The following is an 18,065-nucleotide window of genomic DNA, read 5'->3' as shown; positions in this document are numbered from 1 at the left end:
TTCAACTGCCGCTTTTTTGTGCCTGAAATTCGTCGCATTCCATGACTGTTAAGCTCACGATAGATTGCATGGGAGGCGACCACGGCCCGTCGGTGACGGTGCCCGCCGCAGTCCATTTCGTCCGCTCACACCCCGACGCGCATTTGCAGCTCGTGGGCATCGAGACGGCGATCCGCGCCCAGCTCAAGAAGCTCAAGGCGCAGGACCTCCCCGCACTTTCCGTCGTTCCCGCCACCGAGGTCGTCGAAATGGACGATCCGGTCGAAGTCGCGCTTCGCAAGAAGAAAGACTCGTCGATGCGCGTCGCGCTCAATCGCGTCAAAGAGGGCGAGGCACAGGCCTGCGTGTCTGCCGGTAACACCGGCGCGCTGATGGCTGTCTCGCGTTATGTCCTCAAGACGCTGCCCGGCATCGAACGACCGGCCATCGCCTTCGCGCTGCCCAATCCGCGCGGCTACACGACGATGCTCGACCTCGGCGCGAACGTCGATTGCGAACCTCAGCATCTGCTGCAATTCGCCGAGATGGGCCACGCGCTCGTCGCCGCGCTCGAAGGCAAGGAGCGCCCGACCATCGGTCTCCTGAACATCGGCGAAGAAGTTATCAAGGGTAACGAGACCATCAAGCGCGCTGGCGAACTGCTGCGCGCGAGCACGCTGAATTTCCGCGGCAATGTCGAAGGCAACGACATCTACAAGGGTAGTGTCGACGTGATCGTCTGTGACGGTTTTGTCGGCAACGTCGCGCTCAAGACGTCGGAGGGCCTCGCGCAGATGCTCAACGACATGATCAAGGAAGAGTTCGGCCGCTCGTGGCTCACGAAGCTCATGGCGATCGCCGCCTTGCCGGTGCTCATGCGCTTCAAGAAACGCGTCGATCACCGCCAGTACAACGGTGCGGCGCTGCTCGGCCTGAAGAGCCTCGTCATCAAGAGCCACGGCTCGGCCGATGCCTACGCGTTTGAGTGTGCGATCAATCGCGGGTATGATGCCGTCAAAAATGGCGTGCTGGAGCGTCTTGCCCGCGCCATGGAAGACAACGCCGGTTCGTTCGAACAGGCGGCTGGCAGCCAGCATGGCATGGCCGGCGGCCCGAACGGCGCTGCCGCGTCGGCGACTCCCGACAGCCCGGCCGCGGGCGCTACCGGTCAGGCGGCGGACGACACTCCGCCCGCCACGGCACCCAGCTCGAAGGCATCATCCTCGAAGGCATAATGGCTCAATCGACTCTCTATTCCCGCGTGCTCGGCACGGGCAGCTTCCTTCCGCCTGAGCGCGTCACCAACCAGGATCTGGCCGAGCGCCTTGCAGCGAAAGGCGTCGAGACGAGCGACGAGTGGATCGTCGCCCGCACGGGCATCCACGCGCGCCATTTCGCGGCGCCGGACGTCACCACGAGCGATCTCGCGCTTGCTGCATCGCAGCGCGCGATTGCCGCCGCCGACGTCGATCCGCAGGCCATCGACCTCATCATCGTCGCCACCTCGACGCCCGATTTCGTGTTTCCGAGCACCGCCTGCCTGTTGCAGAACAAGCTCGGCATCCGCAATCACGGCGCGGCGTTCGACGTGCAGGCCGTGTGCTCGGGCTTCGCGTACGCCGTTTCGGTGGCCGACAGCCTGATCCGCAGCGGCCAGCACAAGACGGCGCTGGTGGTGGGCGCAGAAACCTTCTCGCGCATCCTCGACTTCAACGACCGCACGACTTGCGTGTTGTTCGGTGACGGCGCGGGCGCGATCGTGATGCAGGCCTCGGAAGAGCCGGGCGTGCTCGCGAGCGCACTGCACGCGGACGGCAGCTACGCACACATTCTGTGCACGCCGGGCAACGTGAACGGCGGCGTGATCGCCGGCAACGCGTTCCTGCACATGGACGGCCAGGCGGTGTTCAAGCTTGCCGTGAACGTGCTGGAGAAGGTCGCGCACGAAGCGCTCGAGAAGGCGCAGCTCACGGCTGACCAGATCGACTGGCTGATTCCGCACCAGGCCAACATCCGCATCATGCAGGGCACTTGCCGCAAGCTCGGCCTGCCCGCGGAGCGCATGGTCGTCACGGTGGGCGAGCACGGCAACACCTCGGCGGCTTCGATTCCGCTCGCATTCGACGTCGCGGTGCGCGATGGCCGCATCAAGCGTGGCCAGAACGTGCTGATCGAAGGCGTGGGCGGCGGTTTCACCTGGGGCGCCTCCGTCATCCGGTATTGATCCGCTACTGATTTTCGAGCGGGCTTTCGCGCTCCCGCCGCGCCGGCCGTCGTCGTCAGCCGCTCGCCTCCACGGCGGGTTGGCGGCGAATCGGCCCGTGGCGGTTCACCTGAGCGCATCGCCCATCTGTTTTGACCGAATTTTGGGGAAGTCATGAAATTCGCATTCGTTTTTCCGGGCCAGGGCTCGCAGGCCGTCGGCATGCTCGACGCCTTCGCCGACAACGCCATCGTGCGCGAGACGTTGCAGGAAGCGTCCGACGCGCTGGGCCAGGACATCGGCAAGCTGATCGCCGAAGGCCCGGCGGAAGAGCTCAATCTCACCACCAACACGCAACCGGTCATGCTCACGGCCGCCTACGCCGTCTATCGCGCGTGGCAGCAGGCAGGCGGCCCGGCTCCGTCCATCGTCGCGGGCCATAGCCTCGGCGAATACACGGCGCTCGTCGCTGCGGGCGTGCTCGCGTTCCGCGACGCTGTGCCGCTCGTGCGTTTTCGCGCCCAGGCGATGCAAAACGCAGTGCCGGTGGGCGAGGGCGGCATGGCCGCCGTGCTCGGCCTCGACGACGACACCGTGCGCGCAGTGTGCGCCGAAGCGGCTGCGGCAAGCGGCGGCGTGGTCGAAGCCGTCAATTTCAACGCGCCGGCGCAAGTCGTGATCGCCGGTCACAAGGCCGCGGTCGAGAAGGCCTGCGAAGTCGCCAAGGCGAAGGGCGCGAAGCGCGCACTGGCGCTGCCGGTGTCGGCGCCGTTCCACTCGTCGCTGCTCAAGCCGGCTTCGGACCAATTGCGCGAGTACCTCGCGAGCGTCACGTTGAACGCGCCGGTCATTCCGGTCGTCAACAACGTCGACGTGGCGTTCGAAACCGATCCCGCGAAGATTCGCGACGCGCTCGTGCGTCAGGCAGCCGGTCCGGTGCGCTGGGTCGAGTGTGTGAAGGCGATCGGCGCGCAAGGCGCGACGCATGTGATCGAGTGCGGTCCGGGCAAGGTGCTCGCGGGCCTCACGAAGCGCATCGACGGCAATCTGGTCGGCGCTTCGGTGGCCGATCCGAAGTCGCTCGAAGAGACGCTCGCGCTCTTCAACGCGTAATTCGCGCATAACTCGCAACGGATTCGAACGATGGAAAAGACTCTCGACAATCAAGCCGCAATCGTGACCGGCGCCTCGCGTGGCATCGGCCGTGCGATCGCGCTGGAACTGGCGCGCCAGGGCGCGACGGTGATCGGTACGGCGACTAGCGAAGCGGGCGCGCAAGCCATCACGGCTGCCTTTGAAGAGGCGGGCGTGAAGGGCCGCGGCGCGGTGCTCAACGTCAACGACGCCGCTGCGGCAGAAGCGCTCATCGACGCAACGGTCAAGGAATTCGGCGCACTCGCGATCCTCGTCAACAATGCAGGCATCACGCAGGACAACCTGGCGATGCGCATGAAAGACGACGAGTGGGATTCGGTCATCGACACCAACCTGAAGTCGGTGTTCCGCCTCTCGCGCGCGGTGCTGCGCCCGATGATGAAGGCCAAGGGCGGCCGCATCATCAACATCACGTCGGTGGTCGGCTCGTCGGGAAACCCGGGTCAGGCCAACTACGCGGCGGCCAAGGCCGGTGTCGCAGGCATGACGCGCGCGCTGGCACGCGAGATCGGCAGTCGCGGCATCACGGTGAACTGCGTGGCGCCGGGCTTCATCGATACCGACATGACCAAGGATCTGCCGGCCGAGCAACAGGCTGCGCTCAAGCAGCAGATTCCGCTGGGACGTCTGGGCAGCCCGGAAGACATCGCTCACGCGGTGGCTTTCCTGGCCTCGCCGCAGGCGGGCTATATCACGGGCACGACGATGCACGTGAACGGCGGCATGTATATGTCTTAACCGGATTCAGGTACTATCCGCGCCTTGAAGCGTCCAACGAAATGATTCGTTAGGCGTGGGCGCGGGCAGCCGTTCCGGAACCGCGGGTGCGCTACTTTTCTGCCAGGTCAAACCTGATAAAATGCGCGCACTCGCATTCATGAGCTAACTTTTTTCCCTTGGAGGGGTAATGGACAACATCGAACAGCGCGTCAAGAAGATCGTCGCCGAACAACTGGGCGTCGCCGAAGCTGAAATCAAGACCGAAGCTTCGTTCGTGAACGATCTGGGCGCAGACTCGCTCGACACCGTCGAACTGGTGATGGCCCTCGAAGACGAATTCGGCATGGAAATCCCGGACGAGGAAGCCGAGAAGATCACGACGGTCCAGCAAGCGATCGACTACGCTCGCGCGAACGTCAAGGCCTAAGCCTTCTCCCTGAGGGCCGTGCGCGCATTGCGCGCGCCGCTGGCCCACAAGGACGCTCGCCCGTGAAACCGCGTACGGCCGCCGCACTCGCTGCGAGGCATCTGCCGGTCAACTAGCCACAGGGCTCACAGGAGCATTTCCTGTGGCCTCTGTGGCTTTTGTTTTTGTCATCTATGGAAAAGGGGTTACCGTGAGCCGCCGTCGAGTTGTTGTTACAGGCCTGGGGCTGATTTCGCCTGTTGGCAATAATGTTGCCGACGGCTGGGCCAATCTGGTCGCCGGGAAGTCGGGCATTGCCAACATCACGAAGTTCGATGCGACGAACTTCTCGACCCGCTTCGCGGGCGAAGTGAAGGGCTTCAACGTCGAAGACTACATGCCGGCGAAAGAAGCGCGCCATATGGATACGTTCATCCATTTCGGCATCGCTGCGGGCATGCAGGCGCTCAAGGACAGTGGCCTCGAAGTCACCGAAGCCAACGCAGAGCGCATCGGCGTGAACGTGGGCTCGGGCATCGGCGGTCTGCCGATGATCGAAGTCACGCAAACCGAGCTGCTCAACCGCGGCCCGCGCCGCATTTCGCCGTTCTTCGTGCCGGCTTCGATCATCAACATGATCTCCGGCCATCTGTCGATCAAGTTCGGCCTCAAAGGCCCGAACCTGTCGATGGTCACGGCGTGCACGACCGGTCTGCACTGCATCGGCGAAGCGTCGCGTCTGATCGAATACGGCGACTGCGACGTGATGATCGCGGGTGGCGCGGAATCGACCGTGTCGCCGCTCGGTATCGGCGGCTTTGCGGCGGCGCGTGCGCTCTCGCAGCGTAACGACGATCCGGCAACGGCCAGCCGTCCGTGGGACAAGGACCGTGACGGTTTCGTGCTCGGCGAAGGCGCAGGCGTGATGGTGCTCGAAGAGTACGAACACGCGAAGGCGCGCGGCGCGAAAATCTACGCGGAAATCGGCGGCTACGGCATGAGCGGTGATGCTTATCACATGACCGCTCCGCTGGAAGACGGCGACGGCGCACGCCGCTGCATGCTGGCGGCGATGAAGAACGCCGGCGTGAATGCCAACGAAGTGAACTGGCTGAGCGCCCACGGCACCTCGACGCCGCTCGGCGACCTGGCGGAAACCACGGCGATCAAGCGCGCTTTCGGCGACCACGCAAAGAACATCGTCGTGAACTCGACGAAGTCGATGACGGGTCACTTGCTGGGTGGCGCGGGCGGTCTGGAGTCGGTGTTCACGGTGCTCGCCGTGCACAACCAGATCTCGCCGCCGACGATCAACATCTTCAACCAGGATCCGGCTTGCGACCTGGACTACTGCGCGAACACCGCGCGGGACATGAAGATCGACGTCGCGCTGAAGAACTCGTTCGGCTTCGGTGGCACGAACGGCACGCTCGTCTTCAAGCGTCACGCCTAAGCCTCTAGCGGGCCTGACGTGATCGCCTCGAGCGACACCGCGGCCGCGCCGGTGCAGTTGCATGCACCGGGCGGCCGCGATTCACATTCCCCTACGCGTCGCGTCCCAGCGCCGCGTATCGCCTTGCGCCCGTCCTGGGCGTTGCAGGCAGTGCTCCTTGCTGGTGTTCTGATCGCTCTGGCGGCCTTCTACACGACGCTCGCGCCGTGGCTCGGCGTCTGGCGGGCGTTGCCGCCGGTACTCGCTTTGGGTGCGGCGAGTGGCCTGGCCTATGTGGGCTGGCGTCGCGCGCAACCGGCTTTCATCGAGATCGGCACGGATCGCTTTGCCGCTTTTGCCCGCTCGGGCACTTGTCTCGTGGATGGCCGCTTGATCGGCGCTGCGCAGTGGGGCGGGGCGTTACTCTCGCTCGTCGTGCAGGCGGGCGCTCGCCGCCGCAGCGTGCTCATTGCCGCCGATTCGGTCGATGCCGAGTCGTTTCGCGTGCTCGCCGTCGCCGCACGCAGCGCATCCGGGCGCTAAATCCCAACTGAGTCCCAACTGAATCCAGCGGCTTTTTGCGCGCCAGCCTGATTCAGGCTCTTGCCGGCACTTGCCATTTGTCACGGCGTCCCCATTTAGCTCTGTTCCACCTCCAGCGGTGCGCTGTAAAGACTGTAACCGCTGTAACGCGCGTAACGTGGTGCCGTGGCGGTGACGCTACAATGAGGCCCCGCGTCCACTTCATGAGCTAACGGACTTTTCAGGTGAGCGAAAAAGAAATTGACCAGGTACTGGTCGAGCGCGTGCAAAAAGGTGACAAGGCCGCGTTCGAACTGCTGGTCTCCAAGTACCACCGCAAGATCATCCGCCTGATATCGCGCCTCGTGCGGGACCCCGCGGAGGTCGAGGACGTGGCCCAGGACGCCTTCATCAAGGCGTATCGGGCGTTGCCGCAATTCCGTGGCGAATCCGCTTTCTATACGTGGTTGTACCGGATTGCGGTCAATACGGCGAAGAACTACCTTGCGACCCAGGGAAGACGAGCCCCTACGTCGACCGAAGCAGATGCAGAAGAAGCTGAAACTTTCTCGGACGCCGATCAACTAAGGGATATCAACACGCCCGAGTCGATGTTGATGAGCAAGCAGATCGCCCAGACGGTCAATGCTGCGATGGCGGTTTTACCGGAAGAGCTGCGTACCGCCATTACTCTTCGGGAAATTGAAGGTTTGAGCTACGAGGAAATTGCCGAAATGATGGGCTGCCCGATTGGCACCGTCAGATCGAGAATTTTCCGCGCTCGCGAAGCCATTGCGGCAAAATTGCGTCCGCTGCTGGACACACCGGAAGGCAAGCGCTGGTAAAAAAGCCACGCTCGCGCCGGGCACGGACGCAAGTCATTAGAGTGAGTGTGTCACTGCGGGGCTCTGTAAGAAAATGGGGAGCATCATGGGGTCGGTTTCGATGCAATCGGTGTCAAGCTCGCACGGCGAGCGTTTGTCTGCCTTTGTCGACGGTGAATTCGCCGCTGAGGTCGACACGCAGGCGCATCTGAACGCAATTCTTTCTGGATTCGTCGACGAGGACCGCAAGGCCTGGTCGGCGTATCACCTGATCGGCGACGCACTGCGCTCGGACGACCTGGCGATGAGCCCGGCCGCGAGCCAGTCGTTCATGGCGGGTTTCGCCGCGCGCCTGGAAGCGGAGCCGCACGTGCTGGCGCCCGCCGCCGTGGCCGCCGGTGCTGTCGCAAGCACGCATAATGGCCGCGTCGCGCGCATCCTGTCGCTGCGCCGCCGCGTGATGCCGTCGCTGGCCGTGGCCGCCGCGGCTGCCACGCTCACGTGGATCGTCATGCCGCAGATGCACAGCGTCGGCATGGCCGGCGGCTCGCAACTCGCCGCCGTGCAGCCCGCGGGCGACAACGTACAGCGTGTGGCCATGAACGCCGTGCCCGTGCAGACGGCTGCCGTTCAGGACGGCAATATCATCCGCGACGCGCGTCTGGATGCCTATCTCGAAGCGCACCAGCAGTTCGCGCAGCAGCCGGTCATGTCGGATTCGATGCCGCTGATCCGCTCTGCCGCCCTTACCACGCAAGGCCAGTGAGTCTGATGCAGACATTGCGGTTGAATAAAAATACATTCTGGGGACGGTTGCCGGCATTGCTGTGCTGTGCAGCCGTTATGTTCACCGCTCTGTCTGTTGCCACGCGTGCACACGCGCAAGGTGCGTCGGCTGCTTCCGCTGCGGACCCGGCCACGCGCCAGGCCGCTGCGCAATGGCTCGACCGCATCCAGCAGGCCGCGCAGCAGCAAAATTACATCGGCACCTTCGTCTATCAGCGCGGCAACTTCGTGCAGTCGTCGCGCATCACGCATTACGCGACGAAGAGCGACGGCGAGTTCGAGCAGCTTGAAAGTCTCGACGGCAAGCCGCGCAAGATGCTGCGTCACAACGACGATCTCTACACCTTCGTGCCCGAGCGCAAGCTCTGCGTCGTCGAAAAGCGCCAGAACAAGGATGCTTTCCCGGCGCTGGTGGCCACGAGCGGCGACCAGGTGCTGACCGTGTATGACCCGAAGATGCTTGGCACGGATCGCGTGGCCGGCATCGACAGCCAGGTCATCGAACTCGATCCCAAGGACGCCTACCGTTTCGCCTACAAGCTGTGGGCCGACGCCAAAACGGGTCTGCTGCTGCGATCGCAGACGCTCGATCCGTCGACTGGCCAGGTGCTCCAGCAGTTGTCGTTCACGCAGGTGAGTATCGGCGTGCCGGTGGACAAGGCGCCGATCGTGGCCGGCATGCGCAATACGGCCGGCTGGACCGTGGTGCGCCCGCCGTTGCAAAGCGTCGATATGGAAGCCCAGGGCTGGACGTTCGCGCAGAGCGTGCCGGGCTTCAGCAAGATCCGCGAATTGCGCCGCCCGATGGCTGCGCGCGACGCGAACGAGCCGCCCATTCCGGTCGATCAGGCCGTGTTCTCGGATGGTCTCTCGGCCGTGTCCGTGTTCGTCGAGCCTGTCGAACACAACAGCCGCAAGGAAGGTGCGGGCAGCAACGGCGCCACGCACGTGCTCGTAAAGCGCAATGGCGACTACTGGATCACATTGCTCGGCGAAGTGCCCCAGGCCACGTTGCAGCAATTTGCGTCTGCCATAGAATACAAGGCTCCCAAGTAACTCCTACGGCCGATTTCGATATGACGATCCTCCCGCTGCGCAAATTCTTCGCGGCCGCGGTGGTGACGGTGTGCCTGCCGTTCGCCCCGCATGTGGCAATGGCTGCGCCAGCCGCCAATTTGCCGGACTTCACCGACCTCGTGGATAAAGTGGGGCCGTCGGTGGTCAATATCCGCACCACCACGCGCGTGACGCTTTCGCAGGGCGGCGGCTTGCCGCCGGGGATGGATAACGGCGACATGTCGGAATTTTTCCGCCGCTTCTTCGGCATTCCGTTGCCGCAAGGGCCACAAGGGCAAGGCCCGCAAGGCGGCGGCCAGACGCCGCGCGGCGGGCAGGGTGGAGGCCAGGGCGGGCAGGATTCCGGCCCGGACAGCGGCAGTGACGGCGAACAGAACAGCGGCGTCGGCTCGGGCTTCATCATGACGGGCGACGGCTACGTGATGACCAACGCCCACGTCGTGGACGACGCCGACAGCATCTACGTCACGCTCACCGACAAGCGCGAATTCAAGGCCAAGCTCATCGGCGTTGACGATCGCACCGATGTGGCTGTGGTCAAGATCCAGGCGAACAATCTGCCGGCCGTGACCGTCGGCGATTCGAACAAGGTGCGCGTGGGCGAGTGGGTCGTGGCGATCGGTTCGCCGTTCGGCCTCGAAAACACCGTGACCGCAGGCATCGTGAGCGCCAAGGGGCGCGACACCGGCGACTACCTGCCGTTCATCCAGACAGACGTGGCCGTGAACCCCGGCAATTCGGGCGGCCCGCTCATCAACATGCAGGGCGAGGTGATCGGCATCAACTCGCAGATCTACAGCCGCACGGGCGGCTTCATGGGCATCTCGTTCGCGATTCCTATCGACGAAGCGATGCGCGTGGCGGATCAGCTCAAGACCACGGGCAAGGTCACGCGCGGCCGTATTGCCGTGGCGATCGGCGAGGTGACCAAGGACGTGGCCGATTCGCTCGGCCTGCCCAAGGCGCAGGGCGCGCTGGTGTCGAGCGTCGAGCCGGGCGGCCCGGCCGACAAGGCGGGCATCCAGCCGGGCGACATCATCCTGAAGTTCAATGGCCAGTCGGTCGACACCGCGACCGATCTGCCGCGGATGGTAGGCGACACCAAGCCGGGCTCGAAGGCAACCGTGACCATCTGGCGCAAGGGCCAGACGCGCGATCTGCCGATCTCGATCGCCGAAATGCAAACGGACAAGGGCACGAAGGCCGACCAGAAGAAGGCGCCCGAGCCGAAGCCGCGTCCGGCGAATGCGCTGGGTCTGTCGGTGACGGATATCCCGGCTGACCAGCTCGGCCAGCTCAAGCTCAAGGGCGGCGTGGTGGTCGATTCGGTGGACGGTCCCGCAGCGCGTGCGGGTCTGCAAAAGGGCGACATCATCCTGCGCGTGGGCGACACCGATATCACGAACGCCAAGCAGTTCCAGGAAGTCAGCTCGCACCTGGACCCGCAGAAGATGGTCGCGATCCTGGTGCGCCGCGGCGACAACACGCAGTTCGTGCCGATCCGCCCGCGTAGCGCCGGCCAGAAGTAAGCCGGGAGGCGAGCCAGCATCATGCCCAACACGCCCATGCGTACCTCGACCGCCACCCAGCCGCGCGCGGTGGCGCGCGCGAGCGCGCATCTGGTGCTGTATGGCCGGGCGTGGTGCCATCTGTGCGAGGCCATGCGCGAGGCGCTCGAACCGCTCGCCGTGGCGGCGGGCGCGCGCCTCGACGTGATCGATGTCGATTCCGACCCTGAACTCGTCGCGCGCTATGACGAACTGGTGCCGGTGCTGGTCTGTGACGGCATCGAACTGTGCCATTACCACCTTGACGAGGCGCGCGTGCGCGCCACGCTGGGACTGAGCGCCGAAGCGCCTTACGTGCCCCAAAAGCCGCCGAGCGGAACCTGACGACGTCCTGCCAGGTAGCTGTTTAGGGGTCCAATATTCGCCGGTAATCCGGCTGTAACAGGGCGCCCGCGCGACGACACCCAAATGTCTTCACCGCGCGGGTCGCCCTTGACACCCCTTTTCGGCTAAAATAGCTCGGTTTTTCATCTGTTTACGAGGCGTGCCCAGCTTGTCGTTGGGGCGCGCCTTTTTCGCTTGATCGGTACTGAATGGATCATATTCGTAACTTCTCGATCATTGCGCACATCGACCATGGCAAGTCGACGCTCGCCGATCGCATCATCCAGCTGTGCGGTGGCCTGTCCGACCGCGAAATGGAATCGCAGGTGCTCGACTCGATGGATCTCGAGCGTGAGCGCGGCATCACGATCAAGGCGCAGACCGCCGCGCTCAGCTACAAGGCGCGCGATGGCAAGGTCTACAACCTGAACCTGATCGACACGCCGGGCCACGTCGACTTCTCCTACGAGGTCAGCCGCTCGCTGTCCGCATGCGAAGGCGCACTGCTTGTGGTCGATGCCAGCCAGGGCGTCGAGGCGCAGACCGTGGCGAACTGCTACACGGCGATCGAGCTCGGCGTCGAAGTGGTGCCGGTGCTCAACAAGATCGACCTGCCCGCCGCGAACCCCGAGAACGCCATCGCCGAAATCGAGGACGTGATCGGCATCGACGCGACCGACGCCACGCACTGCAGTGCGAAGACCGGCCTCGGCGTGGAAGACGTGCTCGAATCGCTCATCGCCAAGGTGCCACCGCCCAAGGGCGATCCGGAAGCGCCGTTGCAGGCGCTCATCATCGACTCGTGGTTCGACAACTACGTCGGCGTGGTCATGCTCGTGCGTATCGTCAACGGTACGCTGCGTCCGAAGGACAAGATCAAGCTGATGGCCACCGGCGCGCAGTATCCGGTCGAGCACGTTGGCGTGTTCTCGCCGAAGTCGCGCAACCTGGAATCGCTGTCGGCGGGTCAGGTGGGCTTCATCATTGCGGGCATCAAGGAACTCGCCGCCACCAAGGTGGGCGACACCGTCACGCTCGTGAACCGGCCTGCTACCGAACCGCTGCCGGGCTTCAAGGAAGTGAAGCCGCAGGTGTTCGCGGGCCTGTATCCGGTCGAGGCGAACCAGTACGACGCACTGCGCGAATCGCTCGAAAAGCTCAAGCTCAACGACGCCTCGCTCCAGTACGAGCCGGAAGTCTCGCAGGCGCTGGGCTTCGGCTTCCGCTGCGGCTTCCTGGGCCTTCTGCACATGGAGATCGTGCAGGAGCGTCTCGAGCGCGAGTTCGACATGGACCTCATCACCACGGCTCCGACCGTGGTGTACGAAGTCGTGCAGATGGACGGCACGCTGATCAAGGTCGAGAACCCGGCGAAGATGCCGGAGCCCTCGCGGATCGCCGAAATCCGCGAGCCGATCGTCACGGTCAACCTGTACATGCCGCAGGACTATGTGGGTTCGGTGATCACGCTCTGTACGCAGAAGCGCGGCAGCCAGATCAACATGCAGTACCACGGCCGTCAGGTGCAGCTCACGTACGAAATCCCGATGGCGGAAATCGTGCTCGACTTCTTCGACCGTCTGAAGTCGGTGTCGCGCGGCTATGCCTCGATGGACTACGAGTTCAAGGAATATCGCAACGCGGACGTCGTGAAGGTCGACATGCTGATCAACAGCGAGAAGGTCGACGCGCTGTCCATCATCGTGCACCGTTCGCAGTCGCAGTATCGCGGCCGTGAAGTCGCGGCGAAGATGCGCGAGATCATTCCGCGCCAGATGTACGACGTGGCGATTCAGGCTGCGATCGGCGCGCACATCATTGCGCGCGAAAACATCAAGGCACTGCGCAAGAACGTGCTGGCCAAGTGTTACGGCGGCGATATCTCGCGTAAGAAGAAGCTCCTCGAGAAGCAGAAGGAAGGCAAGAAGCGGATGAAGCAGGTTGGTACCGTGGAAATTCCGCAGGAAGCCTTCCTTGCGATTCTGCGCGTCGAAGACAAATAAGCCCGAACAACGGACCACTACATGAATTTTGCGCTGATCCTTTTTGTGCTCGTCGTTTTGACGGGCATCGCGTGGGTTGCAGACAAGCTGGTTTTCATGCCGCGCCGGCGCCTCGCCGCCGATGCGGCCGTCGCCGAGTTCGACCGGCAGCAGCAGCGGGTAGGCGAGCGTTTCGCCGACGAGAACGCTCCCGTCACGCGTCAGAACCTGCGTAACGAGAAGCTGCGCCAACCGTGGTGGCTCGAGTACACGGCAAGCTTTTTCCCGGTCATCCTGGTCGTGTTCCTCGTGCGTTCGTTCGTCGTGGAGCCGTTCAAGATTCCGTCGGGCTCGATGGTGCCGACGCTGCTGGTGGGCGACTTCATCCTCGTGAACAAGTTCGACTACGGCATCCGCCTGCCGATCACCAACACGAAGATCACGCAGGGCCGTCCGCTCGAGCGTGGCGACGTGGTGGTGTTCCGTTATCCGAAGGACGAGTCGGTCGACTACATCAAGCGTGTGATCGGCCTGCCGGGCGACGTGGTCGCGTATCAGGACAAGCAGCTGACGATCAACGGCAAGCCGGTGCCTGAAACGCCGCAGGCCGATTACTTCGACGAAGAGCGCATCGGCTACGCGAAGCAGTTCACGGAAGATCTCGGCAACGGCCGCACGAACAACATCCTGAACAATCCCGCGGTGCCGCCGTTCGTCGTTGGCGCGGACGATTATCCGTATCGCGACAACTGCCAGTACAACGCACGCGGCGAGATCTGCAAGGTGCCGCCGGGCCATTACTTCATGATGGGCGACAACCGCGACAACAGTGCGGACAGCCGCTACTGGGGCTTCGTGCCCGACGCGAACATCGTTGGCCGTGCCTTCTTCATCTGGATGAACTTCAGCAGTCTGAAGCGCATCGGTTCGTTCGAGTAACGCAACAGGCGATGAACGCGTGTCGAGCATTTCGATACGCGTCGCGCATTTTTCGCGTGACTTGAAGAACCTGCGGCAACGCCGCTTCTTCATGCTTTTTCGCCCGCCGCCCCGCGTTTTCGCTGGGGGCGGCGGGCGCGTTATACTCTCCCCATGCCCCAATCTCCGTTGGAAAGCCGTTTGCGCTACGAATTTCGCAATGCGGAATTGTTGCGCCAGGCTCTCACCCACCGCAGTCACAGTGCCACGCATAACGAACGCCTCGAATTCCTCGGTGATTCGGTTCTGAATTGCGCGGTGGCGGCCCTATTGTTCCAACGTTTTGGCAAGCTGGACGAAGGCGACCTCTCGCGCGTGCGCGCGAATCTGGTCAAGCAACAGTCGCTTTACGAGATCGCTCAGGCCCTGAATATTGCCGATGGCCTGCGCCTAGGCGAAGGCGAGTTGCGCAGCGGCGGCTTCCGCCGGCCGTCGATTCTCGCGGACGCGCTCGAAGCGATCTTTGGTGCGGTCTTCCTCGACGGCGGTTTCGACGCCGCCCAGACCGTCATCAAGCGTCTCTACGTGCCGATCCTCGATCACATCGACCCGCGCACGCTCGGCAAGGATGCCAAGACGCTGTTGCAGGAGTATCTGCAAGGCCACAAGATCGCGCTGCCGACCTACACGGTCGTAGCGACGCATGGTGCGGCGCACAATCAGCAATTCGAAGTCGAATGCACGGTACCCAAGCTCGACGTGAAGGTGTCGGGGGCGGGTGCGAGCCGTCGTGCAGCCGAGCAGGCCGCCGCAAAGAAGGCGCTTGACGAGGTGATGGCCGCTGCGCCCGCACTGGTGACCAAGCCGCGCCGTTCGAAGGGCGCGCGCGCGCCCAAGGTCGAGGTAGAGGTCGTGCCGGGCGTGACAGGCGTGCAGGGCGCGCTCGATCTGCGCTCGCCGGAGCGCCGTGCGCGCGGCGAGCGTCCGGCCCACGCGGCCACGTCGGCTGCAACGCCTGCCGATACCGCGCCGCTTGCACTGATTCGCGCGGCACACGTGCAGGAAAAGGGCGCCGATAAAAGCGAGCGCCCGGCATCCGAAAAAGCCGCTGAAAAGCCCGCCATCGACAAGCTCGACGGCGTGCCGTCCGCCGCGTCGATCGCGCCGCGCGCGTCGCGCAATCGCGAATCACAGCATGGTTCACAGCACGGTACGCAACATGGTGCGCAGGGCGACTCGTCGTCTAACGCATCGTCCGGCCCGGCCGAGGCGAGCAGCGACATCGGCGCGGCCGTGCCGGTGCGCGCCGCCGACGCCGGCCACTGATTCCACCCGGGTGCGCGGTCCGCGCGCGCCCCGTTTTATTTCTCCGGTCCGATCATGAACGCACCTATTTCCACTCCTGCCGGTTTCCGCTGCGGCATGGTCGCGATCGTCGGCCGTCCGAACGTCGGCAAATCCACGCTGATGAACGCGCTCGTCGGCCAGAAGATCAGCATCACCTCGCGCAAGGCGCAGACTACGCGCCACCGCATCACCGGCATCAACACGACTGAAGACGCACAGTACGTCTTCGTCGATACGCCGGGCTTCCAGACGCGCCATAGCACGGCGCTCAACCGCTCGCTGAACCGCGCCGTGACCTCGACGCTGAGTTCTGTCGACGCCGTGCTGTTCGTGATCGAAGCGGGCAAGTTCGGCCCCGACGACCAGAAGGTGCTCGACCTGATTCCGCCGGGCGCGCCCACGATCCTGATCGCCAACAAGATCGATCAGGTGAACGACAAGGCCACGCTTTATCCGTTTATCCAGGAAGTGCAGAAGCTGCGCGAATTCCGCGAGATCGTGCCGCTGTCGGCCAAGAATGCGGACGATATCAAGCGTCTGTTGGTGACGCTCAAGCCGTACCTGCCCGAAGGCGAGCCGATCTACGGCGAAGACGACCTGACCGATCGCAGCGAGCGCTTCCTCGCCGCCGAAATCCTGCGCGAAAAAGTGTTCCGCTGGACTGGCGACGAACTGCCGTATACGAGCACGGTGATCATCGAGAAATTCGAGCAGGAAGGCCGTCTGCGCCGCATTTTCGCGACCATCCTCGTCGAGCGCGATACGCAGAAAGCCATGGTGATCGGCCAGAAGGGCGCCAAGCTCAAGCAGATCAGCACCGAGGCGCGCCTCGACATGGAAAAGCTCTTCGACGGTCCCGTGTATCTCGAAACCTTCGTGAAGGTGAAGAGCGGCTGGGCCGACAACGAAGCGGGCCTGCGCGCCTACGGCTACGAGTAATCGGCAGCCAGCGACAGCAATCTCAAGGTGCGAGTGAGCGGGCATGAGTGACGGCGAAGCCGGAACCCTGAACGACGACTGGCCCGCGCCCGACGCGAGCGCCGCGGACGTCGACGCTGACGCCGACTTCGAAGCGCCCGGCGGCGGTGCTGTGCGCGCACGTCGTTCGACCGGCGGCACGAGCGGCACGAGCGGCACGCCAGCGCGCAGCCGCCGCGCGCGCCCCTCGGCGTCATCGGCGTCGAGCGAGCGCGACATGTCCGAAGGCGCCGACGCCACGCTCGAGCGCCGACCCACGCCGCGCAAGACCACCGCACGTTCGCAACTGCCGCGCGCAACGCGCAGCTCGACCCCCGACTATCGCGTGTCCGAGCAGCCCGCTTTCGTGCTGCACAGCTACCCGTACCGCGAAACCAGCCTGATCATCGACGTGCTGTCGCGCGATCATGGCCGCGTCGCGCTGGTCGCGAAGGGCGCCAAGCGTCCGCACTCCGCGTTGCGCGGCGTGCTGCAAACCTTCCAGCCGCTCGCCTTGTCGTGGACCGGCAAGGGCGAAGTGCGCACGTTGACCGGCGCCGAATGGGTGGGCGGCATGCTGCCGCTCACGGGCGACGCGCTCCTGTGCGGCTTCTACGTCAACGAACTGATGGTGAAGTTCTGCGCGCGAGAAGACCCGCATCCGTCGCTCTTTCGCCATTACGTCGTCACCATGACGCGCCTCGCACACGACGAGCCGCCCGTGCAGGTGCTGCGCTCGTTCGAGCGCGTGCTGCTGCGCGAGACCGGCTACGCGCTCGCGCTCAACCGCACCGTCAACCGCAAGACCGTGGTGGCCGAAGGCCGCTACGTGTTCGATCCCGAGCGCGGCGTGCGCGAGGCATCGGACGAATGGCCAGCTCTTTGGCCGGTCTTGTCCGGCCAGACATTGCTCGACATGGAAGAGGACGATTACCATCGACCCCAGACCGTCGCGCAGAGCAAGGCGCTGATGCGTTTCCTGCTGAACACTTACCTTGGCGGCACGCCGCTCGCGACGCGCCAGATCCTGATCGACCTGCAGAACCTATGAGCTTCTTCCTGACTTCGCCCAACGTGATCGACCTCGGCATCAACATCGACCACGTCGCCACGCTGCGCAACGCGCGCGGCACGTCCTATCCCGATCCGATCCGCGCGGCGCTGCTCGCCGAAGAAGCGGGCGCCGACGCGATCACGCTGCATCTGCGCGAGGATCGCCGTCACATCGTCGACGCGGACGTGCGCAACCTGCGCCCGCTGCTCAAGACGCGCATGAATCTCGAATGCGCGGTGACGGCCGAAATGCTCGACATCGCCTGCGAGATCAAGCCGCACGATGTCTGCCTCGTGCCCGAAAAGCGCGAAGAACTGACGACCGAAGGCGGTCTCGACGTGGCGGGCCAGTTCGAGGCCGTCGCTGCCGCTTGCCGTCAACTCGCCGATGCGGGCATCCGCGTGTCGCTCTTCATCGACCCGGACGAGACGCAGATCCGCGCCGCGCACGAAGCGGGCGCGCCGGTGATCGAACTGCACACGGGCCGTTACGCCGAGGCGCACGAAGCCGCCGAGCAGCAGCGCGAATACGAGCGCGTGGTCGCGGGCGTGAACTGTGGTCTGGGCCTCGGCCTCAAGGTGAACGCGGGCCACGGCCTGCACTACACGAACGTGCAGCCGATCGCCGCCATCGAAGGCATCCACGAACTCAATATCGGTCATGCCGTGGTCGGGCACGCGATCTTCGCGGGCTGGGAGAACGCGGTGCGCGAGATGAAGGCGATCATGGTCGCCGCGCGTCTCGCAGCCACGCGCGGCTGAGCGCGGCCAGGCATTTCGCTTTCACTGCACGCGCGGCAGAACAAACGACG

The 18,065-nt window shown here is 64.2% G+C and carries 18 protein-coding genes; all 18 read left to right on the top strand.

Features of this window, described 5'->3' with window-relative positions:
- The first annotated feature begins 41 nt into the window (after positions 1-41).
- The gene (plsX, locus tag U5782_RS23065; RefSeq protein ID WP_322046193.1) at positions 42-1,214 is read left to right on the top strand and encodes a phosphate acyltransferase PlsX; all 1,173 of its coding nucleotides are present in this window, start codon (positions 42-44) and stop codon (positions 1,212-1,214) included.
- Positions 1,214-2,203, top strand: coding sequence for a beta-ketoacyl-ACP synthase III (locus U5782_RS23060; RefSeq protein ID WP_322046192.1), 990 nt, complete (start codon positions 1,214-1,216; stop codon positions 2,201-2,203). Before plsX ends, U5782_RS23060 begins: the two co-directional genes overlap by 1 nt.
- Before the next feature lie 153 nt (positions 2,204-2,356).
- A complete protein-coding gene (gene fabD, locus U5782_RS23055) occupies positions 2,357-3,295 on the top strand; it encodes an ACP S-malonyltransferase (RefSeq protein WP_322046191.1) in 939 nt (312 codons plus the stop codon).
- Positions 3,296-3,325: 30 nt separating this feature from the next.
- A complete protein-coding gene (fabG, locus tag U5782_RS23050) occupies positions 3,326-4,075 on the top strand; it encodes a 3-oxoacyl-ACP reductase FabG (protein WP_167058998.1) in 750 nt (249 codons plus the stop codon).
- 169 nt (positions 4,076-4,244) lie between these two features.
- Positions 4,245-4,484, top strand: a complete 240-nt coding sequence (gene acpP / locus U5782_RS23045) for an acyl carrier protein (protein WP_014897657.1) — start codon at positions 4,245-4,247, stop codon at positions 4,482-4,484.
- Between the two features lie 190 nt (positions 4,485-4,674).
- Positions 4,675-5,916 (top strand): beta-ketoacyl-ACP synthase II, encoded by a 1,242-nt coding sequence (fabF, locus tag U5782_RS23040; RefSeq protein WP_321843203.1) that lies wholly within the window; start codon positions 4,675-4,677, stop codon positions 5,914-5,916.
- Between the two features lie 150 nt (positions 5,917-6,066).
- A complete protein-coding gene (locus U5782_RS23035; RefSeq protein WP_415914385.1) occupies positions 6,067-6,438 on the top strand; it encodes a hypothetical protein in 372 nt (123 codons plus the stop codon).
- 224 nt (positions 6,439-6,662) lie between these two features.
- On the top strand, positions 6,663-7,262 hold the full coding sequence (gene rpoE / locus U5782_RS23030; protein WP_027795258.1) for an RNA polymerase sigma factor RpoE: 600 nt from the start codon (positions 6,663-6,665) through the stop codon (positions 7,260-7,262).
- Between the two features lie 85 nt (positions 7,263-7,347).
- Positions 7,348-8,007, top strand: a complete 660-nt coding sequence (locus tag U5782_RS23025; protein WP_322046189.1) for a sigma-E factor negative regulatory protein — start codon at positions 7,348-7,350, stop codon at positions 8,005-8,007.
- Positions 8,008-8,012: 5 nt separating this feature from the next.
- Entirely contained in the window at positions 8,013-9,083 is a 1,071-nt protein-coding gene (locus tag U5782_RS23020) for a MucB/RseB C-terminal domain-containing protein (protein ID WP_322046188.1), read from the top strand.
- 20 nt (positions 9,084-9,103) lie between these two features.
- The gene (locus U5782_RS23015) at positions 9,104-10,633 is read left to right on the top strand and encodes a DegQ family serine endoprotease (RefSeq protein WP_322046187.1); all 1,530 of its coding nucleotides are present in this window, start codon (positions 9,104-9,106) and stop codon (positions 10,631-10,633) included.
- Between the two features lie 36 nt (positions 10,634-10,669).
- Positions 10,670-10,996: a glutaredoxin family protein gene (locus U5782_RS23010; RefSeq protein WP_322046269.1), complete on the top strand. Its 327-nt coding sequence runs from the start codon at positions 10,670-10,672 to the stop codon at positions 10,994-10,996.
- A gap of 209 nt (positions 10,997-11,205) precedes the next feature.
- Positions 11,206-12,999 carry a translation elongation factor 4 gene (gene lepA / locus U5782_RS23005; RefSeq protein ID WP_322046186.1) on the top strand — a complete coding sequence of 598 codons (1,794 nt, stop codon included), beginning with the start codon at positions 11,206-11,208 and terminating at the stop codon, positions 12,997-12,999.
- Between the two features lie 21 nt (positions 13,000-13,020).
- Positions 13,021-13,917: a signal peptidase I gene (gene lepB / locus U5782_RS23000; protein ID WP_322046185.1), complete on the top strand. Its 897-nt coding sequence runs from the start codon at positions 13,021-13,023 to the stop codon at positions 13,915-13,917.
- Positions 13,918-14,070: 153 nt separating this feature from the next.
- Positions 14,071-15,222 carry a ribonuclease III gene (rnc, locus tag U5782_RS22995; protein ID WP_322046184.1) on the top strand — a complete coding sequence of 384 codons (1,152 nt, stop codon included), beginning with the start codon at positions 14,071-14,073 and terminating at the stop codon, positions 15,220-15,222.
- A gap of 54 nt (positions 15,223-15,276) precedes the next feature.
- Positions 15,277-16,182: a GTPase Era gene (gene era / locus U5782_RS22990; protein ID WP_322046183.1), complete on the top strand. Its 906-nt coding sequence runs from the start codon at positions 15,277-15,279 to the stop codon at positions 16,180-16,182.
- Positions 16,183-16,225: 43 nt separating this feature from the next.
- Entirely contained in the window at positions 16,226-17,251 is a 1,026-nt protein-coding gene (gene recO, locus U5782_RS22985; RefSeq protein ID WP_322046182.1) for a DNA repair protein RecO, read from the top strand.
- The gene (gene pdxJ / locus U5782_RS22980) at positions 17,248-18,015 is read left to right on the top strand and encodes a pyridoxine 5'-phosphate synthase (RefSeq protein WP_322046181.1); all 768 of its coding nucleotides are present in this window, start codon (positions 17,248-17,250) and stop codon (positions 18,013-18,015) included. The genes recO and pdxJ overlap by 4 nt, the downstream gene beginning before the upstream one ends.
- The last annotated feature ends 50 nt before the right edge of the window (positions 18,016-18,065 follow it).

The organism is Paraburkholderia sp. J67 (genome assembly GCF_905220265.1).
GTDB lineage: Bacteria > Pseudomonadota > Gammaproteobacteria > Burkholderiales > Burkholderiaceae > Paraburkholderia.
The sequence above is the reverse complement of the archived record's forward strand: the minus strand, read 5'-3'. Positions and strand labels throughout refer to the sequence as shown.